A 26088-nucleotide genomic window follows, 5' to 3' on the forward strand; every position below is an offset into this window, starting at 1 on the left:
TGGCGGGAAGGATCGAACGAGCATACCCGACTTAGGCTAGTGTGCGCGCGATCACGTCCGCATAGATATCCGTCAGCGTCAGCAGATCCTCGACCGCGACCGCCTCGTCGACCTTGTGCATCGTCGCGTTGATCAGCCCGAACTCGACCACCGGGCAGAGCTTCGAGAGGAAGCGCGCGTCGGAGGTGCCGCCGGTGGTCGACAGTTCCGGGGTGATCCCGGTCGCGCCCGCAATGGCCTCCGACAACAGCGTCGAGAATGCCCCCGGCGCAGTCAGAAACGCCTCGCCCGAAACCTTGCCCGTCACCACGACGCCCGGCGCGTGACGCTCGGCGATCGCGCGGATACGGTCGATCAGGTCCGCCCCGCGGTGGCGATCATTGAACCGGATGCTCAGTCGCGCGGACGCCTTGGCGGGAATGACGTTGTGCGCGGGGTTGCCGACGGTGATGTCGGTGACCTCGATGTTCGACGACTGAAACCAGTCGGTGCCCTCGTCGAGCACCACGCCTTCGATCTCCGCGAGGATCGCGATCAGCCGCGGGATCGGATTGTCGGCGAGATGCGGATACGCGACGTGACCCTGGCGTCCCGGCACGTCGATCCAGATGTTGACCGAACCGCGCCGCCCGATCTTGACCATGTCGCCGAGGCGCGCGGTCGAGGTGGGTTCGCCGACCAGACACAAGTCCGGCACGATCCCACGTGCCGCCATACGCTCCATCAACGCCACGGTGCCGTAGGTGGCGGGGCCTTCCTCGTCGCCAGTGATGATCAGCGACAGCGTCCCGGCATTGCTCCGGCTGGCGGCAGCGACGAACGCCGCGACCGCGCCCTTCATGTCGACCGCGCCGCGTCCGTACAGCAGTCCACCGCGGACCTCGCCGGACCAGGGCGATCCGGTCCAGCCTTCGCCGGGCGGGACGACGTCGACATGACCGGCGAAGGCGAGATGGCGGGGGCCGTCGCCGCGCACCGCGAGCAAATTCTCTACCGGACCGTCGGGTGCCTCGCCGCTCATGAAGCGATCGACCGCGAAACCGAGCGGAACGAGCGCGGCTTCCAGCACATCGAACACGGTGCCGCGCGCGGGCGTGACGCTATCCGCGCGGAGCAGCACCTGTGTCAGCGCGACCGGGTCGATCTGCCCGCTCATGCAGGCGTCGGCACCGGCTGCTCGAATTGCTCGAGGACCCATTCCTCTTCTTGCGCGGCGGCGATCCAGTCCTGCATGAACGGATGTTCGAACATCGCCTGCATATAGCCCGCCGCAAAGCGCGCGATCGGCAGCTGATAGGTGACGATGCGGGTCACGAGCGGCGCGAACATGATGTCCGCCGCGCCGAACTGGCCGAACAGGAAATCGCCGCCGCCGCCGAAGCGCGCGCGCGCCTGCGCCCATAATTCCATGACCCGCTGCAATTCGACCAGCACGTCGTCGTCGGGTTGCTGCGCGGGGAACACCTGACGCACGTTCATGCTGTGCTTGCGACGCAGCGCGGCAAAACTCGAATGCATCTCGGCGGCCATCGACCGTGCCATTGCGCGTGCGGCGTCGTCCTCGGGCCAGAAGCGCTCGCGGCCGACCTTGTCCGCGAGATAGTCAACGATCGCCAGGCTGTCCCACACCACCGCGTCGCCGTCCCACAGGATCGGCACCTTGCCCGACGATGGCGCGAACTCGTCGCCCGAGCGGCGCTTTTCCCAATCGGCGTCGTACATCGGCACGACCACCTCTTCGAAGAGCAGCCCGGATTGTTTGCAGGCGAGCCAGCCGCGAAGCGACCAGGACGAATAGGCCTTGTTGCCGATGATCAGTTTCATGGCAGCGGTGCTAGCCGCGTCGGCGGGCGGGGGCAACGTCGGGCATCGGCACGACGCCAGCGCGTTCACGCGGCATGATCCGGTGGAGCACACCGATGGCGGCCAGCGCCACGACTGTGCCGAGGATGATATCGATCAGATAATGCGTGCCTTCGACCGGTGTCGACAGCAGCATCGCGGCGTTGATCGCGACGACCGGCCAGCGCAGCCGCGGCAACCGCCATGCGGCGTTGATGTAGAGCGTCGCGGCGGCGGCGTGGAAGCTCGGCGCCGAAACGATGCCGCGCAGGTGACCGAGATCGACCACGCGCACGCTGTGATCGCGCAGCGCCGGGATCAGCCCCTGCTGCCACTGTTCGCTCTCGGGCATATAGGCGATCGGGCCATGCCACAGATACGAGAACGGACCGATCGCCGGCATGAACGCGTAGAGGATCAACGTGCCGATCGCGGTCAGCCAGAACGTCGCGAGGAAACGGTGTGCGGCAACGCGGTCGCCGGTGAAGGCGAAGGTCGCGAACAGGATGACGGGCGTCAGGTAGATGCTGCGATACGCGGCGAGACCGAGCGATTGCAGGATCGGCGTCGCCGCGACGAGCCGGTACCAGGCGAGCCAGTCGAACTGCAGCAGCGCGTCGATCCGCTGCAGCGCGGCGTCGTGGAAACCGTGGGTCATCGCCGCGACCGGATAGCTCGCGACCGCGCCCATCAGTGCCAACAGCGTGAAGACACCGTAATATTCGGCGCAGTCGGCGACCGCGCGGGCATGGCGCCAGGGCCGGTCGCGAAGGCCGAAGCGCAACGCAAACAGGCCAATGCCGCTGACGTAGAACGGCATGTTGTCCGCATCGTACGGGTCGATCGAGAGACCGGCGATGCGCATCATCACCGTCAACAGCGCCAGGCTGAGGATCATGCCGCCGCCGACCCACCACCCGTAGTCGGGCAGGCTGGCGTTCGCGGGCGCGGTGATACGGTACTCGGCGGCGCGCGGCCGGGTGGCTGTAATGGAAACGTCACTCATGGTCGGCGAACGCGTATCACATCGGGAAGAACAAGCGACCCCCGTCGGCCGGACCAGCTTTCGCTTGGCTGAACGGGATCGAGCGGACCTCGGCTCACCCGCGGGACGTCGCCTGTCGCTATGCAGGCGACGGCCCCGGTATGCGCCCCCTTGTTAGAACGAGCCGGGGACCATCCGTTGCGCGGTGGTCGGGGCGGTTGGGATCAGCAGGTCCTTCCGCGTGCTCGCGGTGGTCCGTGCCGATTGCGCGCTGACATCGCTGGTGATCGCCGAGCATGTGCGTCCTGCGAGGAAGTCGAGTACGCGACGCGTCGAGGCTTCACGCGAGTCGCCGAGCGGATAGCCGATGTCGTCGTCCGCACGGCAGGTCGCCTCGACGGTCGATGCCAGACCATCGAAGTAATTGCCGTTGCGCGCCGCGTTCTGCGTCGCGAACGCGATCACGCGGAGGCGATCGTCGCAGGCTGGTTTGTCGAGCGCGATCTGGCCGACCGGCTTGCCATAGGTGTTGGTGCCGATCAGCGCGGCATTGGCGTGGAGATAGGGGGTGAACGCGTTGATCACCAGTTCGCTCGCCGACGCCGTCCCCCCGCTGCCGATGAACGCGATCCGTGTCGGGGCGATCGATTCGGGCTGGGGTGCGAAAAAGCGGGTGGTGTTGTTCGACGCCTTTTCGGTGCGGAACGTCGTGTAGTCGAACACTTCCGACGTCGATCGGCCGCCGCCGAGCAGGTCGCCGAGATACTCGGCAGTCCCGACCAGCCCGCCGCCATTGTAGCGCAGATCGACGATGACGTTGGTAACGCCCTTGGCGCGGAAATCGGCGAACGCAGCCTTCAGCGCGGGTTCGGCGGTCGAGATGAACGTGCGGAGGTTGATGTAACCGACGCGTTGGCCGTTATCGTCGATGATCTTCGCGCCGTACCGTGTCGACACAGGCAGCAGGGTGAAGTCGGCCTTGGTAACCGTCACGTTCCGGGCTCCCGCAGCATCGGAAACGCGGAATACGCGCGCCGTGCCGGTGGTATCGGGACCCAAGGCCGTGGTCAGTCCTGCGGTGCCTTCGGCGGCGATGATCGCGCTGACCGTGCGGAGAGTAGCCGCCGTCGTGCCGATCGCCAGGATCTCCGTGCCGCGATCGATTCCGGCTGCGAGGGCGGGCGCCCCCTCGAACGATTCGGTCGCGAACAGCCGCTGGCCGGTCTGGTCGAGTGCGAACCGGATGCCGAACCCTGCACTCGACCCCGACGTATAATAGGCGGTCTCTTCCTTGATCGACGTCAGATAGGTGAAATACCGATCCTTGCGCTGCGCCCGCGCGGTGGCGGTCAACGCATCGATATAATCGTCGACCGTGCTGTACGCCGCGGGGCTCAGGGTTGCGGGCAACGTATCTGGGAAGAGATACCATTCGCGCAATTGTGCGGCGGCCCAGTCCTGGCGCTCCCGTAACGAGCAGCCCGCAGTCGCGGTTGGCGTCGGCGTCGCGGCTGTGCTGCCCCCCGTCGAGACCGACCCGCTATCGCTACCCCCGCAGCCCGACAGCATAGCGGCCATCGCCAGCATCGCCCCTGCACGCATACGCATCCCGCATTCTCCCCTTTGACGGGGCGTTACGGAGTTTGACGAACGGTGTCAGGCGGAATCAGTCGATCGATCCGCAATCGTTCTTTTAGCTGACCGCTTCGACTACCGCTGCGCGGAGTTCGGGGATACCCATGCCGTATTCGCTCGACGTGACGAGGATGTCGGGATGCGCGGCCGGACGCTTGCGCGCTTCGATCGCGGTGCGCTCCGTCACCTCGACCAGCTCGGACGCCTTGATCTTGTCCGCCTTGGTCAGGACCATGCGGTAGCTGACCGCGGCCTTGTCGAGCATCTCGAGGATCTCGCGGTCGACGTCCTTGATGCCGTGACGCGAATCGATCAGCACGAGCGCGCGCTTCAACACGTCACGGCCGCGCAGGAAGTCGTTGATCAGGAAGCGCCATTTCTTGACGACGTCCTTGGGGGCCTTGGCGAACCCGTAGCCGGGCATGTCGACCAGCCGGAACGCGAGCGGCGCGCCGACGTCGAAGAAGTTCAACTCCTGCGTACGGCCCGGCGTGTTCGACGTGCGCGCCATCGAATTGCGCCCGGTCAGCGCGTTCAACAGCGACGACTTGCCGACGTTCGAGCGGCCGGCGAACGCCACTTCCGGTACCGACGCATCGGGCAGGAACTCCAGCGTCGGCGCCGACTTCAGGAAGCCGACATGTCCCGCGAACAATTTGCGCGCATGCTCCAGCATCTCCGGGGTGAACGGGGCGTCGGTCTGCTCAAGGTCCGCGCCGAGGTTGGATGGCTCGTTCACTTGGTCACCGGCACTTTCAGGCCCGGATGGCGGGCGTAGAGCAACTTCTGCTGGATGATGGTCAGGCAGTTCGACGTGATCCAGTACACCTGGAGGCCGACCGCGAACGGCGCCATCACGAACATCAGCACCCATGGCAGCAGCGCGAAGACCTGCTTCTGCGTGTCGTCCATCGGCGTCGGGTTCAGCTTGAACTGGAAGTACATGCTGATGCCGAGGATGATCGGCACGACCCCGATCGCGATCATGTGAGGCGGCGTGAAGGCGAGCAGGCCGAACAGGTTGAGCGGCGTCAGCGGATCGGGTGCGGACAGATCCTTGATCCACGCGACGAACGGCTGGTGACGCATTTCGATCGTCAGCATCAGCACCTTGTACAGCGCGTACATGATCGGGATCTGGAGCAGCGTCGGGGCGCAACCGGCGAGCGGGTTGACGCCCTCGGCCTTGTACAGCGCCATCGTCTCCTGCTGCAGCCGGACCTTGTCGTCCTTGTGCTTTTCCTGGAGCGCCTTCGCCTTGGGCTGGACGGCGCGCATCGCCGCCATCGACTTGAACTGGCGCTGCGCGATCGGGAACAGCAGGCCGCGGATCGTCACGGTCAGCAGGATGATGGCGACACCGAAGTTGCCGATCACGCGGAACAGCCAGTCGAGATAATAGAAGATCGGCTTCTCGACGATCCGGAACCAGCCCCAGTCGATCGCGTAATCGAGCTTGGCGACGCCGCCGGCCTGATCCGAGTAGCGATCGAGCAGGCGGACTTCCTTGGCACCCGCGAAGAAGCGCGAGGTCTGCGTGATCGCCTGGCCGGGGGCGAGCTGCTTGGGCTGGAGCGCGTAGTCTGCCTGGTACGCCTTGTTGGCGCCGGCGCGGAACTGGCCGTCGAACGCCTGACCCTGGTCGGGGATGATCGCGGTCAGCCAGTATTTGTCGGTGAAGCCGAGCCAGCCGCCGGTCGTCGTGAACTTCTGCGCGGCGGCGTCGATGTCCTTGTAGTTCGGGCGGTAATGCGCGCCGCCATTGTCGACCGACATCGGCCCGACATGGATCGTCATCGACGACGGATCCTTCGAGATCCCGACGCGGTTGACGAGGCCATAGGGCGCGACGGGGACGGGCGCGGTGCCGGCGTTGAGGACGGTCTGGCGGACCGTGAACATATAATCCTGGTCGATCGCGATCTGGATGCGAAACCGCTGCCCGGTGGCGTTGGTCGCGTCGAGCGTGACCGGCGTGGTCGGCGTCAGCGTGGTCGCGCCCGAGGGGGTCCAGACGGCGTCGGCTGCGGGCGGGGTCAGGCCCTGCGCGCGCCAGCCGAAGCTTGCAAAATACGCGTCGGGCGCACCGGCTGGCGACAGCAGGCGGATCGGCGGCGAGTTTTTCGCGACCGTTTCGTCATAGCCCTTGAGCACGAGATCATCGATCCGCGCGCCCTTCAGGTTGATCGAACCTGACACGCGAGGCGTCTCGATGCGGATACGCGGCGTCTCGGCGATCACTGCGGCGCGATCGCGCACTGCGGCGGCACCGTCCGCGGCCGGGTCGGCGGCGGGATTGGCGACGGCCTTGGTTTTGCCGGCTTCGATCTTCGTGACCGACGGATTCGCGGTCGGGAAGAACTTGCCCTGGATCATCGGCCATCCGAACAGGATCAGCGCCGCGATCACCGCGAACAGCACGAAATTCTGCTTGTCGTCTTTCACAGGGCGGCGTCTTTCAATTTCTTGTCGATATCGGCGACTGGGTCAGGGACCGGGTCAGGTCCGTACCCGCCCCACGGATGGCAACGCGCGATACGCTTCGCCGCCAACCAGCCCCCCTTGAGCGCGCCATAGCGCCCAACGGCCTCGATTGCATAGGCGGAACACGAAGGATCGTAGCGGCAGCTCGACGGCAGGACGAGCGAGGGGCCGAGTTGCCATGCGCGGGCGAGGAGGATGAGGAGGCGGGCTAGCATGTCAAAGCCGACGCTCGCCCCCGCTGCAAGATTGTTTCCCCGCGAAGGCGGGGACCCAGCCTGGGCTCCCGCCTTCGCGGGAGAACAAGGAGCGAGGGGCGATTGCCCGTTCTGCACCGTGCCACCCAAACTGAGGTACCACCCCGGCGGAGGCCGGGGCCCAGTTGGGGAACGTAGCTAACGAAGGGCGGTACTGCATCACGGCCGCTTTCCCACCTGGGCCCCGGCCTTCGCCGGGGTGGTGGTGTCCGCGGGAGTGGCAACCTTACCTGCTGGCGTGTCAGCAGCTTGCGGCGTGACCTTGCGAAACGCCTTGCCCAACTCGGTCCGCAACAACGCGTAATCCCGCTCGACCCCGCCGTTCCGCCCGATCAACACATGATCGGCACCCGCAACGCCGCGCTCCGCCAACAGCTCACGCGCCAACGCCCGCAACCGCCGTTTCATGCGGTTCCGGACGACGGCGTTGCCGATCTTCTTGGTGACGGTGAAGCCGATTCGCATCGTGTCGTCACCGTCGTCGCGAGGGCGCATGAGCAGGACGAATCCCGGCATCGGTGCGCGCTTCCCCGCATTCGCCGCGAGAAAATCGCGGCGCTTATCTAGAATGGTTAGGCCGACAGCTTCTTGCGACCGCGGGCGCGGCGTGCGTGGATCACTGCCCGGCCGCCGACCGTCGCCATCCGTGCGCGGAAGCCGTGACGGCGTGCGCGTACCAGGTTGCTCGGCTGAAAGGTCCGCTTCATTGGTCATTCCCTAGGTCATCAAATAGAAAACGGCCGCCACGAGGACGGCCTTGATGGCTGGGCGCTTACGGAAAGGGGCGCGACAAGTCAATTCACACCCGTCGTAACGGTCGTGTTTTTGGCAGCCTTGGCACGCTCGTGCCGTCGCATCGCACTCTGCCGCCGCATCATTCGATCGACGAACTGCCCGGTGCGGGGCCAACGCCGCTTCAACCGCGCCCATTTGAGCCGTGCCCACCGCGAATTGCGCAGGACGAGGACCATCCCGCCCGCGAACAGGAAGATACCTGCAGGCCCCGGCAGCGGCGCGAGCAAGGGCGCACTCAGGATCAACACTATCCCGAGCACCAACTGGCCGAAGCGAAGAACGGGGGAGCGGACTTCTTTCACGGAAGGCATGTGGGTCCGGTGTATTAGGTTCACAAGACGGCGTGATCGGAGAGTTCCCGACCGCGCGTCCTTGCAGACATGGCAAATCGGGTATGAATAAGGCGTGACGTCATGTCGCGGGGGAGCGGGCATGGCGGCGATCGTAGCGACGGTGGCGTATCTCGGGCTCGAAGCGCGCGCAGTCGAGGTGCAAGTCCAACTGATTCCAGGACTTCCTGCGTTCAACGTCGTGGGTCTCGCGGACAAGGCGGTAGGAGAAAGTCGCGAACGCGTGCGGGGTGCGATCGCCGGGATGGGCTTGTCGCTGCCGCCGAAACGCATCGCGGTGAACCTGTCGCCCGCCGATCTCCCGAAAGAAGGATCGCATTTCGATCTTCCTATCGCGCTGGCGTTGCTCGCGGCGATGGGCGTCGTCGATGCCGAGGCGCTGGCGGATTACGTGATCGTCGGCGAGCTTGGCCTCGACGCGCGGATCACCGCATCGCCGGGCGTGTTGCTCGCGGCGCTGCATGCGTCGGAAGTCGGGAAGGGGCTCGTCTGTCCGGCCGCGCAAGGATCGGAAGCGGCATGGGCGGGCGAGATTGAGGTCATCGCCGCGCCCGACCTTTTGTCGCTGCTCAACCACTTCAAGGGGCACGGCTTGCTTAGTCCACCCAAGCCCGGCATCGCGGAAGCCGCCGATCACGGTCCGGACCTGCGGCAGGTGAAGGGGCAGGAGACGGCCAAGCGCGCCTTGGAAATCGCCGCCGCCGGGTCGCATAATCTGCTGATGGTAGGCCCGCCGGGTTCCGGCAAGTCGCTGATGGCCTCCTGCCTTCCGGGCATCCTTCCGCCTCTAGACCCGGTCGAAGCGCTGGAAGTGTCGATGGTCCAGTCGATCGCCGGCACGCTGTCCGGTGGGCGCCTGACCCGCACGCGGCCGTTCCGTGCGCCGCATCATTCCGCATCGATGGCGGCACTCACCGGGGGCGGGTTGAAGGTGAAGCCGGGGGAGGTCAGCCTCGCGCATCTCGGCGTGCTCTTCCTCGACGAACTCCCCGAGTTCCAGCGCGCCGTGCTCGATTCGCTGCGCCAACCTCTTGAGACGGGCACGGTCAGCGTCGCCCGTGCCAACGCGCACGTCACCTTTCCTGCGCGCGTACAGTTGATCGCCGCGATGAACCCGTGCCGATGCGGCCACCTCGGCGACGCGAGCCTGGCCTGCGCGAGAGCCCCGAAATGCGCCGCGGATTATCAGGCGAAGGTGTCGGGTCCGCTACTCGACCGAATCGACCTGCACATCGACGTCCAGGCGGTCAGCGCCGCCGACCTGATTCTCCCGCCGCCGACCGAGGGCTCGGCCGAGGTTTCCGCTCGCGTTTCCGTCGCCCGGGCGATCCAGACCGAGCGATACCGCGACCACCCGGTACGCACGAATGCGGAGGCTGACGGCGCATTGCTCGACGCCGTTGCCACGCCCGACGAAGCCGGCCGTAAGCTTCTCGCCCAAGCCGCCGAAGCGATGCGGCTGACCGCGCGAGGCTACACGCGCATCCTCCGCGTCGGCCGCACCATCGCCGATCTCGCCGGCAGCGAGACCGTCGGCCGCATCCACATCGCCGAGGCGCTCAGCTACCGCCGCCAACCGCCGAGAAACTGAACGGTCGTAATTCCTCGCCGAGATGGCTTGCGGCGGACGAAAGCTTCGTCTAGCCAACCTGCCGCTGCCCCTGTGGCGAAATTGGTAGACGCGACCGACTCAAAATCGGTTGCCGCAAGGCATGCTGGTTCGATTCCGGCCAGGGGCACCAACCACTAATTCCAACGCATCCCAACCCGTCCCGCAAGGGGCGGGTTTTGTTGCTATTACAGGGTTGTGCGGCGTCTCATCGCGTCCCATTGTCACCCAATGCAGCGACGATCATTTGGGGGCACTTCGGGGGCACCGAGTTTCGTGCTTGGGGGCACTGAATGCTGACCGATACAGCAATCAAAAAGGCGAAGCCGAAGGAGAAGGCTTACAAGCTCGGCGACTCCGGCGGCTTATATTTATACATCATGCCCAGCGGATATCGCAGCTGGCGCATGAAGTTCCGATACGGCGGCAAGGAGAAGCGTCTGGTCTTCGGTTCCTACCCGGACACGACTTTGCTTCAAGCGCGCGCCATGCGGGAGAACGCGGCGAAGCTACTGCGGGACGGGATCGACCCGTCGATCCACAAGGTGCAACAGGCGGCAGCGCAGGTGGCTCGCGTCGGCGCAACGTTCAAGACGATCGCGGAGGACTGGTTGATCAGCCAGGAAGCGACCTGGTCCAAGCGGTATGCGCAGAACGTGAAGAACAGCTTCGTGCAGGACGTGTATCCGAAGCTCGGTCATTTGCCGATCGACGCGATCACTACGCCGTTGGTGCTAAAAGTTCTACGTCCGGTCGAGGAGCGCGGCGCGATCGAGACGGCGCATCGTATCCGGCAGCGGATTTCGGAGGTGTTCGCGCGAGCGATCGGCAGCGGCATCGTGGCGGCGGATCCGGCCGGGGTGGCGCAACGTGCGCTGTCGCCGATCAAGCGTGGCAAACAGCCTGCGGTGCGGACGGTGGAAGCCGCACGGATCGTCCTGCGGAAGGTCGAGGAACAGCCGGCGCATCCGCTAACCAAGCTCGCGTCGCGCTTCCTTTCGCTGACGGCCGTGCGATCGGGCGTGTTGCGCATGGCCGAGCCAAAGGAATTCGAGGGACTGGGCGGGCCGGAGCCGATCTGGCGTATCCCGGCAGCCAAGATGAAACTGGTTATCGACCAGAAGGAAGATGCAGCCTTCGAATTCATCGTCCCGCTCTCCCGGCAGGCCGTCGACACAGTGAGGGTCGCAATGGAGTTCGCTGGGAAGGGGCCGTTGATCTTTCGCAGCGTGCGCCATCCGCGCCACCCGTTGAGCGACAGTACGTTGAGCAAGGCATATCGCGAGGCCGGGTTTACCGGACTTCACGTCCCGCACGGTTGGCGATCGACCTTCTCGACCGTTATGAACGAACTGGCAGGGGTAGAGAGCAGGGTAGGGGATCGTGCGATCATCGACCTCATGCTGGCACACGTGCCGAGCAACAGCGTCGAGGCCGCTTACAACCGTGCCGCATACATGCCGCGTCGGCGCGAGCTGGCGCAGGAATGGGCGGATATGCTGGTGCAGGACCTTGCACCGCTAGAATCATTGCTGACGGGGCTACGGCAACACGCCTGACCCGTCAGGGAGCAGTGGCATGACCGCGCGCTCCCTCTTCAAGATCGTCGGCGGCAAAGCCTCAAAGGGCCATCGGACCGGGCAGCCGGTCCGCCGTAGCAGCTATCGTGCAGGCGAGCGCGAGCAGCGGTATTGGCGGCCGTTCAACAAGGCTGAACGCAACGCGCGCATGCGTGCTGCGGAAACCTACGACCGGAAGCACAAGATCGCAGGCAAGCGTAACGGGCCGCTTGGCGCGATCGGCGTAGACGTGCTGCGCGAGCTGATGCGAATGATCGACTTCAAGACGGGCAGGCTCGAACCCGCCATCGCGACGTTGGCGACGCGGCTAAGCCGTTCGCGCGGCGCGATCGTCAAGGCGCTCGCGCGTCTGAAGGAGCATGGCTTCCTCAACTGGATTCGGCGGTTCGAACCGATCGAGGATCCCGACGCCTTCGGTCCCCAGGTGAAGCAGGTGACGAACGCGTATTGGTTCGGCTTGCCAAAGGAAGCGGCCGACATGGTCCGCCGCATGATGGGCAAGGGGCCGATGCCAGACGACGAGGTAACCCGCAGGAAGGCCAACGAAGAGGAAACCGCGGCTATGCTGGCGACGATCTCGGCCGAGGATCTGGCGGCGTTCCGTGCCGGCGACGAGTCCCCTCTCGCGAAAGCTCTCGCTTCGCTAGGCCGTCGCGTAGATCTTTGTAACGCGAATTCACCGGGTGGTCAGAACCCGACCCTACAAGGTTAAATATAAAAGGAACGCCGTTGGCGTGCGCAGATTTGCTGCTCCACCAAGCCTCCGAGGCCCCTAACCCGACGGGTTCAACATCCAGCGACCGCGGGTGAGCGAGCCGGCTTGCGCCGTCCCGTGCATCCTGGGGAGGATGCGCAAATTCGGTGCCATTTCAGCCGCGGACGTCCATGCTCGCGGATATCCTCGGTTAGAGGGCGTTTGGCCTGCGCGCGCGCCATAGCAGTTAGGGGACCGGGTAGCGGCTGAGGCATCGCGATTGAGGTTGTCAAAGTGCCAGAAGCCAAACGTGATTTACTGCCAACAGGCCATTCGCATTTCGCGGAATTGGTGGGGTGTGGTCGTCGCGCGGCGCTGGACTTCGATGCGGCGTCGCGTAAGTTAGACTACGTAGGGGAGATGCCAAACGCGGCATGGATTTAGGAAAGCGGCATGAGTGACCAACACTGGCCGGATGCGCTGGGGCGGATAAATACTAGCAACAGCGCAGGCGTATATTACAACAATTACTCCGATACGGCAGGCGCGAACAGGATCGGCGAGCGAGCTCCCGGTTATAAGGCCAGCCTAAGCGTCATGGCTTCGTCCAGAAGAAAGGTTCTGGTCACTCTGAACTTCTTCGCCTTATCTGGCTACGGCTTTTCTTCGACTGCGGGCGAGATGCAGAGAGCCAAGGATACGCTGGTTGATCAGGTCCGGTCGCTGTGGAACCAGCGCAGGTTGAGACTGATATTGTTCGTGCTGGACGAGCGAGGACGGTCCACCGACGTCTCACGCAGCCTGGATGTCGAGTTTCGGATCAGATGGACTCGGTCGATGGCGAGCGCCAATTACGTCTTGTGCGTGTACCCAACACAGAACGATCTTCCCATGGTCCCAGGTAGGACCGACCGGCCGCCGTTCGTCATGTCAGGCGCCTGGACTCAATCGCACAGGATCGAGATGCACATCGCGGCGACCGAACAGGCGTGGACATTCAGTCATGAATTCGGTCACTGCATCGGGCTACCCGACGAATACAGCCACCCCGGTGTCGGCTATTTCAAGCCGGACGGGCGCGAGGGCCTGTTGCTTCAGCGGCCGGACGCTTTCATCCCCGCCAACCGGCAAGGCGGGGTTACGTCTGGCCGCCGCAATTCGGATCTCAGGACGGAGATGAGTACGAACCCCAACAGCAACCTCTTGCCAAGACATTTGTGGCCGACCGCGATCGAAGTCAGAAGGCTGGTCAATCGGTTATCGAAAAGCACCAAATTTGGTGTCGATGTGAACTTTTCTCGATGAAGGACGCATCGGCGATGAAGGCCTTCCTGCTGTGCTTGATCGCGCTGACCGCGTGTGGCTCAACTAAGGATCGATCCGACGTGGACCTTCCCACCAACGCGGCAAGCCCTGATGCGGCTAGTTCGCAACCGGGCAAGGACACGATCCGAACGTCGGCTGTGGCCAGCAAGAACCTGCCGGCGAAATACGTGAAGGCACTGTCGTGCGACTTCGACGAGAAGCTCACCACTGCCGTGCAGACCTATCATAAGACGGAGGCGGGGCGAGCCGAGCGCGCACGCGACGTGACGCTGCTCAAGTCGCTCGGCTTCACGCGGGAAGGGCGCGACGGCGATCTTGAGAGCGTGGGGGGCAAGATCGCGGCACCCTCCGGCCTAACCGTTCTCGGCTTGCCTGTCCGATCGGTGGAGTTAAACGGCATGATCGGCGATGCGAACGCGATGTACGTCACTGTCTTCGACAACGGCGTGACCGTGAACCAGGTCGTCAATGCCGCCCGTCTGCAGATAGATTTTCAATCCTACAAGAAGTACAAGATCCGCCACTACAGTAGGGGACTTGCTAGCAACCCCTATGCGCAACTTTATCTGGACGACAGAGGTGGTGGTAATGCCACGCTTGTATGCCAGATCAAGGGTACTCCGGACTGACCCCCAAAGGATTCTCACCAGATGCCGATCAGCACTGGTTTGCAACATGGTCCCGCGGTATTCTCTCGCGCCTAAAGACAGTCGCCATCGTGATGCTTAAGACCGCCTTCGTATCGAACGGGAAGATCTAGTTCATCAATGGTAAGGGCGCCGTACCGACGACGTTAGAGGTTCAAGGGAACACGACCATTAACAGGATTGGCACACCCGAAGTGCCGGCTTCGTTTGAGGTCGAGTTCAGGGTGTACTCAACCTTCGATGTCGATGGTCGGGAATGTGAACCGTACATCTCGATCACAGTCCCGGTCTCAACCAAGGACAAAAAAGCTGAATTTCTTGAGATCAAGGATTAATCTGTCGCAGCATAAGCGCCGATGTTGCGTGAATTGCCGACGCGCTCGACAAGCAAATGGAAGAGCTAAATTCGGCTCCGGGGGGATCTGACATCGGCTCTCCGGAATAAGCCTGTAGCTGCAGCAATCTGCATCCAACCGATGCGCTCGAAACAGCCCCTAAAGGCGTGGTTTTCTGCGAGTCTGCGGCAGATGCGCAGACTGCATCCAAAGCCGCCTAAAAAGCTCGCAGGCGAGGCGGGGGTTCTTGCGCCGTATTTCGGGTAACGAGACGAAAGAGCCACGAGGCGGGCTACGACAGGGCGGCCGGTGTGAGGGGATCGATCCGACACGCGGGGCCGGGGTGCCAGTGCGGCTGGGTGGCGGGGCCTTCCCAAACGCCCCTCGACTGCCACTCCCCACAGGCTGCACCTGGCACCCCCGGAAGTGCACCAAACTGCACCCACGCCGCGCCAGTTCTAAACGCCGCGCGGCCTAGGACATGGGCCGGCTTCCGGGCGGTCTGGGATTGCACCTTTTGCGACACAGAAAGTACGCGGGCGAGGCGGGGGGATAAGCGTGTTAAATGGGGTTGCGGGTGCATCGGTTCGCATCACCGGAGGATGAATCATGGCGGCGTGGGGGCCAAGTGATTATGCGCGCCGCGCATCAGATTCCCCGATTGCATCAAAAGGCACATGGGAAGCTAACGGGCGAGGCGGGGGTTCTTTCGCCGTATTAGGGTGTGCAACTTTGAACCGACGAAATTGGTGGATTACGGCCTGGCCGCTTTCGGGAGACGCATCTGCGATTCCCGCCGTTCGTTCATGTAGTGGGGTAAGGAGCTTAAGCCTGCACATTATAGTCTGCTCGGTATTCGTAGGGCTCCGAACAGGCTTGGTCTCTTGACGGCACGATACGCTTGACGATCTACGGGTAGGGGGAGGGCGGTGAGGAGGGGCCGGACGTCAACACATTAACGGTGATTGCAGCGGAGGCTGACTGAGCGTTTGCAAGAGCGAAGGTGTCGATAAGGCGCCGTCGGCGCAACTGCGCGAACTCAAAGCGCGCAATAGGCCGCTGCTAGATCAGGCGGCTGGTGCCGAGCGTGATGCTGCCAACGCCGTGGCGCAGTTCGCAGCTTTGCAAGGTAGACCTGAGGTAGATCGCCTGAATGACGCTCTGCGGGAGGCGCTTCAACGGGAAGCGGCAGCGCTGGTTAGTCTGCAGGGCGCCGAACGTGCTGCGACGGCGCATGGTGTGGCGGCGATCGACCGGCAGATCTGGGTAGCAGCCGATGTCATGTGAGCGGATGGGGCCTTAGATGGATTGCACCACGTGACACAAAAAACTAATCGCGATCATAGCAAGATTTCTGAGGGTGGTGGCATATGGTCAATTTTAAGAAACACCTCGCCGGCAAAATCGCGGCCAAGCCGAGTGATCCTGTGGCCCTTTACGGCACGCTCGATCGTGCGCATGACAAGGGGCCTTTGCGGCCAGCCCAAGAGGCAATCCTTAAAGATTGGTATAATGATCAGGCTAAAACGCGCGATGTGATCGTCAAGCTTCACACCGGCCAGGGCAAGACGCTGATCGGACTACTAATGCTTCAATCGCGCCTGAATTCGGGGAAGCACCCTGTCGTCTATCTCTGCCCTGATCATTTTCTAATCAATCAAACCTGCGAGCAGGCCAAGCAGTTCGGAATCAGAACCTGCACAAGTGACGGCGATCTACCAGAGGAATTCATCAATGGTGATCGTATCCTCGTGACGTCAGCGCAGAAATTGTTCAACGGCATGACGAAGTTTGGCCTTAACCGACAGTCCATCTCACTAGACACCGTGTTGATGGATGACGCACATGCCTGTGCCGACCGTATTCGCGAACAGTGTCGCATTCGCATCCCTCGTGAAGAGCCTGCTTACGCTGCGCTTATGGCGCTGTTCGGTACTGATCTTGAACAGCAGGGCAAGGGTACCTTTGCCGAGATCGAAAACAAAAAAAGGCACGCCTTCCTTCCAGTGCCCTATTGGAGTTGGCTCGCTCACGAAGGTGATGTCGCCTCGATCCTTGCCCAGGAGAGCGAGCGCAAGTCAATTAAGTTTGCTTGGCCTTTGCTGAAGGACATGCTCAAGCATTGTCAGTGCATCGTCTCCGGAGCAGCGATTGAGATCGAGCCCCACGTCGCGCCGCTGGACGCCTTTGGCTCTTACTCCAAGGCGGCGCACCGCATCTTTATGTCTGCAACGGTAACGGATGACGCCTTTCTGGTGAAAGGGCTTCAACTCTCGCCGGAGACAATCTCGAACCCGCTGACCTATGCGAAGGAGACATGGTCAGGCGAGAAGATGATACTTCTTCCCTCGGTAATCCATGAGGATCTTGATCGCGGTAGTTTGGTCAAATGGCTCGCAACGCCTAACAATAAGCGGAAATTCGGCCGGGTAGGACTTACGCCGAGTGCGGCGCGTTCTAAGGACTGGGAATCTTATGGCGCAATCATAACAGACAAAGACAATGTTGACGAGACGATCGACGAGCTCCGGAAAGGAGCTTATGAAAAGACCGTTGTGTTGGTAAATCGCTACGACGGAATCGATTTGCCAGATTCCACCTGCCGCATCCTTATGTTTGACTCACAGCCTTTTTCCGAAAATCTAACTGATCTTTATTCTGAACGAGTTCGGCCCAATAGCGAGGCGACGCTCACGAAAATGATGCGCACGATTGAGCAGGGAATGGGACGCAGCGTCCGGGGCGAAAAGGACTATTCTGTCATCGTCGTCGTTGGATCGGATCTTGTGCGCACGTTGCGCGATGCTGCGTCACGGAAATATCTCTCGCCCCAATTCGCTAAACAGGTCAAGATCGGCATAGAGCTTGGCAAGATGGCGAAGCAAGAAATCGCAGATGGCGAAACTCCGCTAGACGCATTTAATGGACTAGTGAAGCAGAGCCTGAGCCGCGACGATGAGTGGAAGGCGTATTATGGTGAGCAGATGGCGGGGGTTGCACCTGCCGGTGCGAATAAGGCTATTCTCGCAATCTATGCCGCGGAACTCAAGGCCGAGACAGCCTATATGGCCGACGACTATGCTGAAGCAGCAGCGATCTTGCAGCGTCTACTCGACAGTGGCAAAATCGATGCCGATGATAAAGGATGGTACCTACAGGAGCGCGCCCGCTACCTCTATAACTCTGCTCGGCCAGACTCACAGGTTCAACAAAAGGCTGCGCACAAGAGTAACAAGCTACTTCTGAAGCCAGAGACCGGCGTGACGGTCACCAAGCTAACTGTACGCAGCCAAGGACGCGTTGAGCGTGTTCAGAAATGGATCCGCCGATTCGACGGCTATGGCGACCTTGATGTTGCTGTTACGGATATTCTTAGTCGGCTAGTATTCGGCGTGAAGGCCGACAAATTTGAGCACGCTTTGAACGAGCTAAGCTTTGCTCTTGGATTTGCTGGAGAGCGTCCCGACACCGAGTGGAAGGAAGGGCCGGACAACCTTTGGGCCTTGGACGATAAGAACTACCTCCTTATCGAATGCAAAAGTGAGGTCGAAGTTTTACGCGCCGAGATCAACAAGCGCGAAGCAGAACAAATGAATCGATCGAGTGCCTGGTTCGATAAACATTATCCCGGATTTGACGCCAAACGGATCATCATCCATCCCTCAGGCAAGATTCAAACCGCTGCAGCCTTTACCCATAAGGTCGAAGGTATGCGAGAGGGCGACCTGAAAAGGTTTGTGAAAGCATGTCGAGATTTCTTCAAGGCATTTGAAGGACTTAATTTCAAAGATCTTTCGGACGAATATACGCAAAAGCTGATTGACTTGCACAAAATCTCTGTGCAGTCGATCATGACATCCTATTCTCAAAAGTTAAAAGACCTTAAAGAATAGTTGGGTGTCGATTTAATGTCTTCACCACATTTTCGACTATGCTACGACCGGACATATGTTCTGTTACAAGCTTTCGCGGTAGGTCTATCAAGTTGCCGGCTGACTGTTGAGCTTATCCCGAGCCCACAATCCGTACCTGTCTGCGTCGTAGCGTGCGCTTGCTAGCAACGTTGTAGACTGTTTGATCAGCTTTTCGGCTAGGCCTTCGGCTGAAGCGACTTTTGCATCAAGATCGAAAAGATTAGCGACTTGAGCGGCGAGCTTAAGCGCGCTGTTTACCTCTGAAAACGGGGATGAAGGCGGCGCAGAGGGTAGAAGCGCCGACGGATCGTGCAGCGGCATTGGTGGGGTGGAACATAGAAAGGCAAGCGAAAGCATGTCTGGTCCGGCAGGACCGGACTGATAATAACAGCTGCTAAGAAGTTCCAAGTCCCTCGGCGGAGCCGCCTGTGCAAGAATGCCTAATAGCCATTTTCCTAAGCCGGTGCAAAAGATCCGGAGAAACTTTTGATCCTGATCCTGCCACGCGGATGACAAATGCTCATCGAGATTCATGAGGTCGGCAGCTATAAGATCAGCTAATGCTTGCCTAAAATCGGAGCTCGCTTCGGCGTTGGCGTTGACCGCGCGCATAAAACCTTCACGCGCAAATTCTGCTACCAAAGCAGGTTCCGCCTTCGTGGTTACAAATAACAACCATGGGGACGTAGATTGCACCTGAAGCTCAAGCAGCTTCCCCATTGCCTCAAGCGGGCTACCTCTGCGACCGCCGATCTCGCGAAACGTAAGTGCATCACACAAATCTAGGTTGATTGCGTGAAATGGGCCGCCCTGCTCAGTTCGCTTAAAGGCCACACTTCGACTGTTGACAACGGATTCAAGACGATCTTCTAATACCATCGAAAGTCTATCAATATTCGAAAGCGCCAGAACCTCGCTTTGAGAAAGGGCTAACTCCGACTGCGAAGCCGTATTTGCGCCTACACTGTTGAAGCCAAGGTACCGAAGGTTTATTCCTGCTCTTTCGCAGACGCCGTGGAGGGCTCGTACATCAAGTAACTCATTGCCGGGCAGCGTTAGATAACGAAACGAATCACCGGTTTGTAAAGAAAGTCGGGGGATTAGTGCGCGCACGCCAGCACACCATTGCTCAATCCTGACGTATTGCTTGCGTGGATGATGCCAAGGCTGGAAGTCGACCTTCAGCCTGCGCTCCGGTAAGCCATGTTCCGGAAGTGCCGTATAGACGTCTTCATCGACAAATTCATCGTCCGTTTGCGTCTGCTCAACTTCATCCGCGATCATAATGTCTCATCACCACTAAAGATCGACAAAACGGCGTTGAGAAGACGATGCTGATTATCGTAATCCATGCTGTCTAGGATGCCGAAACCGTCCAAGACGGTTGCTAATGCCCGGACTTGCGCTTGCCGTTGTTCACCGATTTCTGACGACCGCCTGCCTCCTGGAGGATCAGCGGCCGGAAGCCGCGATTTGTCAAAGGCAATACGGCCGGCTTTTCGCTCCTGGATCGCTGCTTCTGAGGTCGATACGACTTCTACTCGCGGAGGCAGCTCAGAAGACTCGCGACGGGTTTCAAGCCAAACCTCATCGGCATATTCATCCAGCCGAGACAGGCGCTCAGCCTGTCGCGAACTGTTTTCCGTTTCTCTTATTGAAGCGCTTATAGCTTTATGCGTGTTGGCTAATTGACGCAGTGCCCGATGCAACCAATTGCTCAAAATAACGTAATGCGGATGCGCGAAGTTAAATGATTCGCGGTCAATGTTTAAGGCTGCGTCAAGTCCTTTAGTGACAAATATCTCGGCAGTTATTTGTCTTAAGCGGGTCTGCTCTGAAACCTGATATCTCATAAAGGTATCGTCAAACAGAGCTCCGCTAGCTCCATTTATTCGAACGAGTACGCCATTATTTTCTTTCGGAACCACTTTAGAGTTCCAAAATAGATACGCCTCAAATTCAAGATCGCCACCGCGAATCGCAGCTGAGACGTTAGAAAGATTTGGTGCGTAGCTTCCCACAAACATCAGAGGGTACCCGATGGCCTGCCGGGTGGACGGCCACCATTCGAAAGTGATGGGCCGACGCAATTCAACGCCGTCGACTATGACCTCAAATCCGCCGGCAGAAGTATCGGCTGTCGCCTTCAAATTTAGGGCGCTTCGAATAGTCTGATCTGGCTCAAGTCTAATTGGTTGAGCTTGGCCGCGTGCGTTCGTTAGGCGATACGGGACGGCGTCGCTAGCTGATGTCAGGTCAAAAGGGTGCTGCTCCACATACATAACCGGCGCCGACAAGCTAAGTGTCCAAATTGTAGTTAGGTAGTTATCCAGCGTCGTTGCTAGATCAGGCCGATCTGAGGAGGTGCCTGTCTGATCAGCAACAGCCTGACGAAGCCGTTTAAACTTTTCTAACGGAGGATCAATGCGGCTCCATGGCAGCGATGGCTCGACGTTATATAGAAACTCGTTATCATTGTCGTCGGGATCTTTGGCCAAGTGTCCCGAATGGAACACCGGCTTAATCACCGTGGGATCTTTTTCGTCGTCAGGTAGTGCATCTTGCTCTACGATCCGTTGCCAGCGGTCCTTACTTCGAAGTATATCTCGCGCACGCGGGTTAACCTGACGCAGAATGATCTGAGTGCCATGGGCGTCAATATCATCGGCTGGCACACTGATAACCTGTACACGACCAGTTTCATACTGACCATCGCTGGACAACTCATCGCTATCCTCAGCGTAAGTCTGTAATATAACGTCGGCGAAAAGGCGATGATCTGAACCTTTGACCTTGGTAATTATCTGAAAGTGCGAGGTGAGTTGCTTTACGGAAAAAAGGCCAATGCCTATCTTTCCTATAAGTCGTCTGCCGCCAGGAGACAGGGATGGATTTCCAGGGTCTGTCGTACCGACAATAGACCCTAAGGTAGTCCGCTTAGAGCTTCCCCCAATATGATGGATCAAACGAGATAAGGCTTCCTCGTTCATACCTCGCCCATTGTCCCGTACTTCGATCACGTTGAACCGGGGGGCATCGGTGTCGATCGTCACGTTGGTAGCATCGGCGTCGTAAGCATTTGATATCAATTCTCGCAGTGCCGATGACGGTTGCCGATAAATGCCGTCTGTGATCCTCGCTAAAACCCGATCATCTGTGTGTAACGTCGCAACCGCCGGTTTCCCAGACGTACGATAGCTGCGCATCTCAGCAGTGAACTTAGCCTCGGCCTGCGAAACCGCAGCCGACGGCCTATCCAAGTCGCCGTCAGCGATCATTGTCGTTACTCCGGGCCTTCGCGGGCGTGTGGGTTCTGATCATGCGGCTCTTGCTTGACGCCAATGTGCGATAACATCTTTAACGGAGCGTGCCACGGCCTCCGCTAAAGGCGGTGGGACCGCTTCACTTACCTGGTCAATTTGGGAGGATAAGGTTCCCACCAGTTCGTAGCTGTGCGGAAAGCCTTGAAGAATCATCGCTTCGTAGACACTCAACCGGCGGTGCCGGTCAGGGTGCACATGAACCTCGCGATGGCCGTATGCGACGGTAATGCTCGGCTTTTCCCAATCTAAAGTCTTAAAACTTCTGAACGAGCTGTCTCCCGCCTTCAGGCCGCCACCCTCTTTGAATCGCTTTGATTTAGGCGCCATGCACCAATGGTTTTTGTGGTGGGCAAAGTTGCTCGGCTCTGCGTCGCGAGAAAAGTGAGTCGGCTCCTTGAGACCGCCAATGGCAGTCCTTACGGTAAGTCGCTGGTGCCGTTCTAGTAAGGCTTTCGGCGGAGACCACTCGAGCTCACCAAACTTCTTTTTGTTAAGTCCGACAAGGAAGATGCGCTCTCGCGACTGTGGCGTTCCATAATCTGCAGCATTGAGAAGGCGTTCGGTTACGTGGAAGCCGGCAGCAGTTAAGGCAGCCTTAAAGAGAACCAGTCGGTGAGCGTGGGGCCCACTACGCAAACCTTTGACGTTCTCCATAACAAAGAAATCCATGGGGTTTCTCGCGTTCAGCTCGGTAAGAAGGCGCGCGTAAACGAGGGGCAACTGGTGTCGTGGATCGGCCTCGGTTATTGAGCGATTAGCCTGACTAAAGCTTTGACATGGTGGCCCACCGATCAAGCCTGTTGGCTTAAATTCTCGGCCCCACATTTCGTCTAGGCTAGACAGAGACAGGTCATTCACGTCGACGCAATGGCCCCGGGGGGGAGCTACGCGGTTCTGATTGTATGACCGAACTGAATCGTGCTTTTTATCGACGGCGATCCCAACGTCGAAGCCACTGCGCTCGAAGCCTAAATCTAGGCCGCCGGCACCGCAAAACAGGCTAAGCAGCAATCATTTTCCCCGTCTAAACGCTAGGCCTTTATAGCTCATTACGATTGGATACCAGCGAGATTGCGACGGTAAAGGGGGGGGGGGGCAACCGCCTGAGAGGCATGTCGGGCAAAGATCGTACGCCAACGGGGTCTGATCCTGGAAGTCGCCAAAAATTGCGGTGGTGCTCTTGTGAGGCCGTCAATAACGGTCTCCTTGCTTGTTCCCTCGGCACGTGTGTAGAGCATCAGCATGCGGTAGGCGCCGCAAGGTTGCCAATGGCGTGTGGCACAGAACTAGTACGCTGTTGAGGTTCTCCACGATGAGCTTTCCCTCAGTCTTCAGGTCGATGTCCATCCTTTGCCACCCGCCTGTTCGAAGTGTCCTTTTGCCGCTGGGGAAGGAAGGCGTCGACTTTAGGCGTTTGTGACACGTAAGGGCGTCAGGAGGTCGGCAGCTAACTTGCGCCTCGTACGCTTTCTGGGCGCAAGCCAAAGCTCAGGCCTTCTTATTACCATGATCAGATAATTCCGCGTCTTTGCGCGGCGGACTTTTGATCATGGACGACATGCTGGCAGTCCGGCCTTATCAGGTCCACATGAAAGTGCCGCTAGATCCCGTAATCGTTCCTGCACCCAAGGCCGATCGTCTTCGTGAGCTTTATGACCGTGCGGTTAGCGAGGTCGTCGACGCGATCCGTGGGCGGCTGAGCGAGGGCCAAAAGCCGAAGCGGCCTGGACGTCCGCAGGTTTCGCTCCGGGAGAACGGCATGCCGTCCATATCGGATGCGCCTTTTGGCGGTGGAAACGGACCCATAGAGCACAGTAGCGTCCTCGAGCCGCCCTGGGGAGACGACGAGGCTCGCGCGCAAGGCAAGTTCCCCATTGACCGCTTTCCGGCGATGCATGCGCTGAAATCGTTCGTCTCGACCGAACTCGACGTCGGCGCAGCATACATGGTCAATCCACACGAGCGCATCCTTGAGATACTCGTCGAAGGAGGTGTCGAGTGGGCCGCCAACACCCACTTTCAGAGGTTCGGCGCAATAGAATCGACCCTCGGTACGAGGACGATCTCCCTCATGCCGGTGCTGAATGCCATAATTCTCCCGCGCCTCCGGACGCCGGTCGTCGTACCTATCGCCCTAACGCGGTTCGGCTTCGACCGCGCGCGACTTTCGGAGGACGCAATAATTGTTAGAATGTCGGAAGGCCTCCAGCGGGCACGCTGGGATCAGAAGGCACGCGCAGCAAACGGGCACGATGCCGTGCTGGCCTCGGCGACGCATGCGTTGATTCTCACTGACTGGAGCATTCCTAACGAAGCAAAATGGGATTTAGGGCAGACCCTATCGAGCCCTGCCCCGCAGGTAACTGCCGTCGTAGAATCCTTCTTCGCAGCCTTACGTATCGAACTCGGTATTGAGACGGGCTACGCCCAGGAAATACGCCTTGGCCGAGGCTGGCGGAGCCACGGGCGAATTGGGGAACCTGAGGTTTATGCGGTCGGAGCGCGACGTTACCCCACGTGGTTCGACGACTATGGCTGGAATGCCGAGGAGCTTGCGCTAGTAAGGCGCGCGGACATCGAAAGGGTGGCTAGCACATGGCGGGATATGCAGGGCTTGGAGGATGGTCGGTTCGCACTCGCGTTGCGCCGTCTGAACGCCGCGATGACCAGAGACGACCCCGCGGACGCTATTCTTGACGCGACGATTGCGCTTGAAATCCTGCTGGGCGACGGAGACGGTCAATCCATAGCTTGGAAGCTTCGTATGAGGGCTGCGGCGCTGACCGGCGTAGATGCCGACCGAGAGACGATGGGGAAGGTCCGCGATGCTATCAGGGACACATACGAAGCCCGTTCCGCAATCGTGCACGGCGGTCGCAAGAGGTCAGCCTCGTCTGCCGATGGCGGCTATGCTGCCTCAAGGCAGGCAATCGGCGTCTTGCGGCAGGTGCTCCAGAGCCTTATCCGCCATCAAGAGTACCTTAGCCCCCAGCGCATCGACGATGAGCTTCTGCTTGAGTCCCGGTTAAGTGCTCCCCCGAAAATGTCTGCCGATGGAATTCCAGAGGGCGCCGGGGATGATCGGTCCGATTAGCCAAGCTCGCCTACGCCAGAAAGTTGACGATGCTCGGTCAGCTACCGAGCTACCATTGCACTCGTCCGAGCAGACCCGTCATGATCGGTTTACGAACTACTTCAGTCGTCACGAGCCGCCAGCAGTCAACCGCGCCGACTGTGTCTTGCAGAAATAAACGAATGGCCGCGGTGAAGAAGGGCTGACGACGCATTGACTGTCCGTTCTGGATCTTGTCACCAGCCGGTCACTCGCACTGTCGTCGAAAAGCGCGAACTTCGGCGGGAACGTCCGCTATCTCATCTTCCCCGCGACATAGCGGTCCTTCTGAGTAAGCCATTTTCTGGACGTTCGACCTACCGCTTCTTCTGATGCGAAGCTAGGCAATCGGAAACCGGTTGTTAGCAAATGACGTGCAGGTTTGGACGATGCCTGAGAATACGACGGTGTCGGTTCATGATATGCAAGCCTGTCTCGGATCTTTGCTGTTCCTGTGGGCCGACATCGAGCGGGAGTTGCGGGAACAGGTCGCCAGATATTGCGGGACAGTCCCAAGACCAGCACACGGCATAGCGGCGTGTCTCCGCTCTTGGCGCAGCAGTATCCCTGATACAAACGACATCGGACAGTTCCGAGGAGAATTGGCCGACTACCTTATTCAGCAGCTTCAACACGCACTCAAAATGCGCAACGGCCTTTGCCACGGGCTTACCGGCTATTCGTCGGGGTCAGAACGATCTGCTCAACTGTTATGGCGGCTAAACGGCGAGGAGGGGCGCGTCAGTTACAAGGAACTGCAAGACTCCTTCAGCTGGTTGGCGAGGATTCCTCGAGCATTTTCGGTGCTGTCCGGGCCATGGTTCGTTGGCAAGTTTGATCGGTGCGTTGACACTGCCGAAAACAGGCAATGGTGGCAAACGGAGTTTGCCTTGGGCCCTTCAGACTGACGGAACGCGTCCGATCAACCAATAGCTGCCTTCCACTTCCACCAGATTGCGATCGACATCTCGGTCGGGATTGCACCGTATTACTGACTCATCGGGACGATGCGCCCGCGGCTCCTCGGCATGAGGCGTCTCTTGCGCTCAGGCCCGATTTTGCCATCCTGTAAAATTCAGAGAGGATTTATGAATCACGGGTTTCGCGCGGAGCATTTTGAACTGCTGCACCGTTGGACCGGCGAGCGCCGCACCAGCAGAGATGCTGCCTTCGGCAGTCTCGTCGAGGCTTATGAAGCGACGG

21 protein-coding genes and 1 tRNA gene are annotated in these 26088 nt (G+C 60.1%); 8 read left to right on the top strand and 14 right to left on the bottom strand.

All coding sequences use genetic code 11. The features are described from left to right. Positions 1–31: 31 nt before the first annotated feature. The 10 genes from dapE to C8J47_RS03945 form a co-directional block, all read right to left on the bottom strand. Positions 32–1156, bottom strand: a complete 1125-nt coding sequence (gene dapE, locus C8J47_RS03900) for a succinyl-diaminopimelate desuccinylase (protein ID WP_121884490.1) — start codon at positions 1154–1156, stop codon at positions 32–34. After that, entirely contained in the window at positions 1153–1824 is a 672-nt protein-coding gene (locus C8J47_RS03905) for a glutathione S-transferase (RefSeq protein WP_121884491.1), read from the bottom strand. Before C8J47_RS03905 ends, dapE begins: the two co-directional genes overlap by 4 nt. 10 nt (positions 1825–1834) lie before the next feature. Further along, positions 1835–2848: a phosphatase PAP2 family protein gene (locus tag C8J47_RS03910; RefSeq protein ID WP_121884492.1), complete on the bottom strand. Its 1014-nt coding sequence runs from the start codon at positions 2846–2848 to the stop codon at positions 1835–1837. 153 nt (positions 2849–3001) lie between these two features. Then, positions 3002–4435, bottom strand: a complete 1434-nt coding sequence (locus C8J47_RS03915) for a S41 family peptidase (protein WP_259467335.1) — start codon at positions 4433–4435, stop codon at positions 3002–3004. Positions 4436–4520: 85 nt separating this feature from the next. After that, positions 4521–5138: a ribosome biogenesis GTP-binding protein YihA/YsxC gene (yihA, locus tag C8J47_RS03920; RefSeq protein ID WP_056052878.1), complete on the bottom strand. Its 618-nt coding sequence runs from the start codon at positions 5136–5138 to the stop codon at positions 4521–4523. Positions 5139–5197: 59 nt separating this feature from the next. After that, positions 5198–6907, bottom strand: coding sequence for a membrane protein insertase YidC (gene yidC, locus C8J47_RS03925; RefSeq protein WP_121884493.1), 1710 nt, complete (start codon positions 6905–6907; stop codon positions 5198–5200). Further along, complete coding sequence (gene yidD / locus C8J47_RS03930) at positions 6904–7161, bottom strand: membrane protein insertion efficiency factor YidD (protein WP_121884494.1); 258 nt, start codon at positions 7159–7161, stop codon at positions 6904–6906. Before yidD ends, yidC begins: the two co-directional genes overlap by 4 nt. 198 nt (positions 7162–7359) lie before the next feature. Beyond that, complete coding sequence (rnpA, locus tag C8J47_RS03935) at positions 7360–7716, bottom strand: ribonuclease P protein component (protein ID WP_259467336.1); 357 nt, start codon at positions 7714–7716, stop codon at positions 7360–7362. A 56-nt stretch (positions 7717–7772) separates the two neighbouring features. Next, complete coding sequence (rpmH, locus tag C8J47_RS03940; protein ID WP_031393806.1) at positions 7773–7907, bottom strand: 50S ribosomal protein L34; 135 nt, start codon at positions 7905–7907, stop codon at positions 7773–7775. A gap of 87 nt (positions 7908–7994) precedes the next feature. Beyond that, the gene (locus C8J47_RS03945; protein ID WP_404969242.1) at positions 7995–8297 is read right to left on the bottom strand and encodes a hypothetical protein; all 303 of its coding nucleotides are present in this window, start codon (positions 8295–8297) and stop codon (positions 7995–7997) included. A 130-nt stretch (positions 8298–8427) separates the two neighbouring features. Between C8J47_RS03945 and C8J47_RS03950 the strand changes: the two genes are divergently transcribed. The 6 genes from C8J47_RS03950 to C8J47_RS03975 all read left to right on the top strand — a co-directional run bounded on the left by C8J47_RS03950 (position 8428) and on the right by C8J47_RS03975 (position 14183). Next, the gene (locus C8J47_RS03950) at positions 8428–9936 is read left to right on the top strand and encodes a YifB family Mg chelatase-like AAA ATPase (protein ID WP_121884496.1); all 1509 of its coding nucleotides are present in this window, start codon (positions 8428–8430) and stop codon (positions 9934–9936) included. A gap of 66 nt (positions 9937–10002) precedes the next feature. Then, positions 10003–10087, top strand: a tRNA-Leu gene (locus C8J47_RS03955). Positions 10088–10247: 160 nt separating this feature from the next. Next, positions 10248–11513, top strand: coding sequence for a phage integrase central domain-containing protein (locus C8J47_RS03960; RefSeq protein WP_121884497.1), 1266 nt, complete (start codon positions 10248–10250; stop codon positions 11511–11513). Between the two features lie 19 nt (positions 11514–11532). Continuing rightward, on the top strand, positions 11533–12246 hold the full coding sequence (locus C8J47_RS03965) for a hypothetical protein (protein WP_060526759.1): 714 nt from the start codon (positions 11533–11535) through the stop codon (positions 12244–12246). 435 nt (positions 12247–12681) lie between these two features. Continuing rightward, positions 12682–13533 carry a hypothetical protein gene (locus C8J47_RS03970; RefSeq protein WP_121884498.1) on the top strand — a complete coding sequence of 284 codons (852 nt, stop codon included), beginning with the start codon at positions 12682–12684 and terminating at the stop codon, positions 13531–13533. Next, positions 13530–14183: a hypothetical protein gene (locus C8J47_RS03975; protein WP_121884499.1), complete on the top strand. Its 654-nt coding sequence runs from the start codon at positions 13530–13532 to the stop codon at positions 14181–14183. Before C8J47_RS03970 ends, C8J47_RS03975 begins: the two co-directional genes overlap by 4 nt. 1415 nt (positions 14184–15598) lie before the next feature. Here C8J47_RS03975 and C8J47_RS19115 read toward each other — a convergent pair. After that, positions 15599–15772 carry a hypothetical protein gene (locus tag C8J47_RS19115; RefSeq protein ID WP_183129005.1) on the bottom strand — a complete coding sequence of 58 codons (174 nt, stop codon included), beginning with the start codon at positions 15770–15772 and terminating at the stop codon, positions 15599–15601. 134 nt (positions 15773–15906) lie between these two features. Here C8J47_RS19115 and C8J47_RS03980 point away from each other — a divergent pair, with 134 nt between their 5' ends. Beyond that, positions 15907–18429, top strand: a complete 2523-nt coding sequence (locus C8J47_RS03980; RefSeq protein WP_121884500.1) for a DEAD/DEAH box helicase — start codon at positions 15907–15909, stop codon at positions 18427–18429. 87 nt (positions 18430–18516) lie between these two features. Here C8J47_RS03980 and C8J47_RS18810 read toward each other — a convergent pair whose 3' ends face one another. Genes C8J47_RS18810 through C8J47_RS03990 form a run of 3 tightly spaced genes read right to left on the bottom strand, consistent with a single transcriptional unit; the run spans position 18517 to position 22784 of the window. Next, positions 18517–19734, bottom strand: a complete 1218-nt coding sequence (locus tag C8J47_RS18810; RefSeq protein ID WP_147454270.1) for a PP_RS20740 family protein — start codon at positions 19732–19734, stop codon at positions 18517–18519. Further along, positions 19731–21728 carry an ATP-binding protein gene (locus C8J47_RS03985; protein ID WP_121884501.1) on the bottom strand — a complete coding sequence of 666 codons (1998 nt, stop codon included), beginning with the start codon at positions 21726–21728 and terminating at the stop codon, positions 19731–19733. The genes C8J47_RS18810 and C8J47_RS03985 overlap by 4 nt, the downstream gene beginning before the upstream one ends. Positions 21729–21767: 39 nt before the next feature. After that, positions 21768–22784: a DNA cytosine methyltransferase gene (locus C8J47_RS03990; protein ID WP_121884502.1), complete on the bottom strand. Its 1017-nt coding sequence runs from the start codon at positions 22782–22784 to the stop codon at positions 21768–21770. A gap of 538 nt (positions 22785–23322) precedes the next feature. On the opposite strand from C8J47_RS03990, the gene C8J47_RS03995 reads away from it, so the two are divergent. After that, entirely contained in the window at positions 23323–24867 is a 1545-nt protein-coding gene (locus C8J47_RS03995; protein ID WP_121884503.1) for a HEPN domain-containing protein, read from the top strand. Positions 24868–26088 lie beyond the last annotated feature (1221 nt).

It is taken from the genome of Sphingomonas sp. PP-F2F-G114-C0414 (assembly GCF_003688595.1).
Taxonomy (GTDB): domain Bacteria; phylum Pseudomonadota; class Alphaproteobacteria; order Sphingomonadales; family Sphingomonadaceae; genus Sphingomonas.

Coding starts and splice junctions, on each gene's coding strand:
- dapE (WP_121884490.1), bottom strand. CDS start 1,156: ATGAGCGGGCAGATCGACCCGGTCGCGCTGACACAGGTGCTGCTCCGC.
- C8J47_RS03905 (WP_121884491.1), bottom strand. CDS start 1,824: ATGAAACTGATCATCGGCAACAAGGCCTATTCGTCCTGGTCGCTTCGC.
- C8J47_RS03910 (WP_121884492.1), bottom strand. CDS start 2,848: ATGAGTGACGTTTCCATTACAGCCACCCGGCCGCGCGCCGCCGAGTAC.
- C8J47_RS03915 (WP_259467335.1), bottom strand. CDS start 4,435: ATGCGTATGCGTGCAGGGGCGATGCTGGCGATGGCCGCTATGCTGTCG.
- yihA (WP_056052878.1), bottom strand. CDS start 5,138: ATGCTGGAGCATGCGCGCAAATTGTTCGCGGGACATGTCGGCTTCCTG.
- yidD (WP_121884494.1), bottom strand. CDS start 7,161: ATGCTAGCCCGCCTCCTCATCCTCCTCGCCCGCGCATGGCAACTCGGC.
- rnpA (WP_259467336.1), bottom strand. CDS start 7,716: ATGCCGGGATTCGTCCTGCTCATGCGCCCTCGCGACGACGGTGACGAC.
- rpmH (WP_031393806.1), bottom strand. CDS start 7,907: ATGAAGCGGACCTTTCAGCCGAGCAACCTGGTACGCGCACGCCGTCAC.
- C8J47_RS03950 (WP_121884496.1), top strand. CDS start 8,428: ATGGCGGCGATCGTAGCGACGGTGGCGTATCTCGGGCTCGAAGCGCGC.
- C8J47_RS03960 (WP_121884497.1), top strand. CDS start 10,248: ATGCTGACCGATACAGCAATCAAAAAGGCGAAGCCGAAGGAGAAGGCT.
- C8J47_RS03965 (WP_060526759.1), top strand. CDS start 11,533: ATGACCGCGCGCTCCCTCTTCAAGATCGTCGGCGGCAAAGCCTCAAAG.
- C8J47_RS03970 (WP_121884498.1), top strand. CDS start 12,682: ATGAGTGACCAACACTGGCCGGATGCGCTGGGGCGGATAAATACTAGC.
- C8J47_RS03975 (WP_121884499.1), top strand. CDS start 13,530: ATGAAGGACGCATCGGCGATGAAGGCCTTCCTGCTGTGCTTGATCGCG.
- C8J47_RS19115 (WP_183129005.1), bottom strand. CDS start 15,772: ATGCGCCGTCGCAGCACGTTCGGCGCCCTGCAGACTAACCAGCGCTGC.
- C8J47_RS03980 (WP_121884500.1), top strand. CDS start 15,907: ATGGTCAATTTTAAGAAACACCTCGCCGGCAAAATCGCGGCCAAGCCG.
- C8J47_RS18810 (WP_147454270.1), bottom strand. CDS start 19,734: ATGATCGCGGATGAAGTTGAGCAGACGCAAACGGACGATGAATTTGTC.
- C8J47_RS03985 (WP_121884501.1), bottom strand. CDS start 21,728: ATGATCGCTGACGGCGACTTGGATAGGCCGTCGGCTGCGGTTTCGCAG.
- C8J47_RS03995 (WP_121884503.1), top strand. CDS start 23,323: ATGGACGACATGCTGGCAGTCCGGCCTTATCAGGTCCACATGAAAGTG.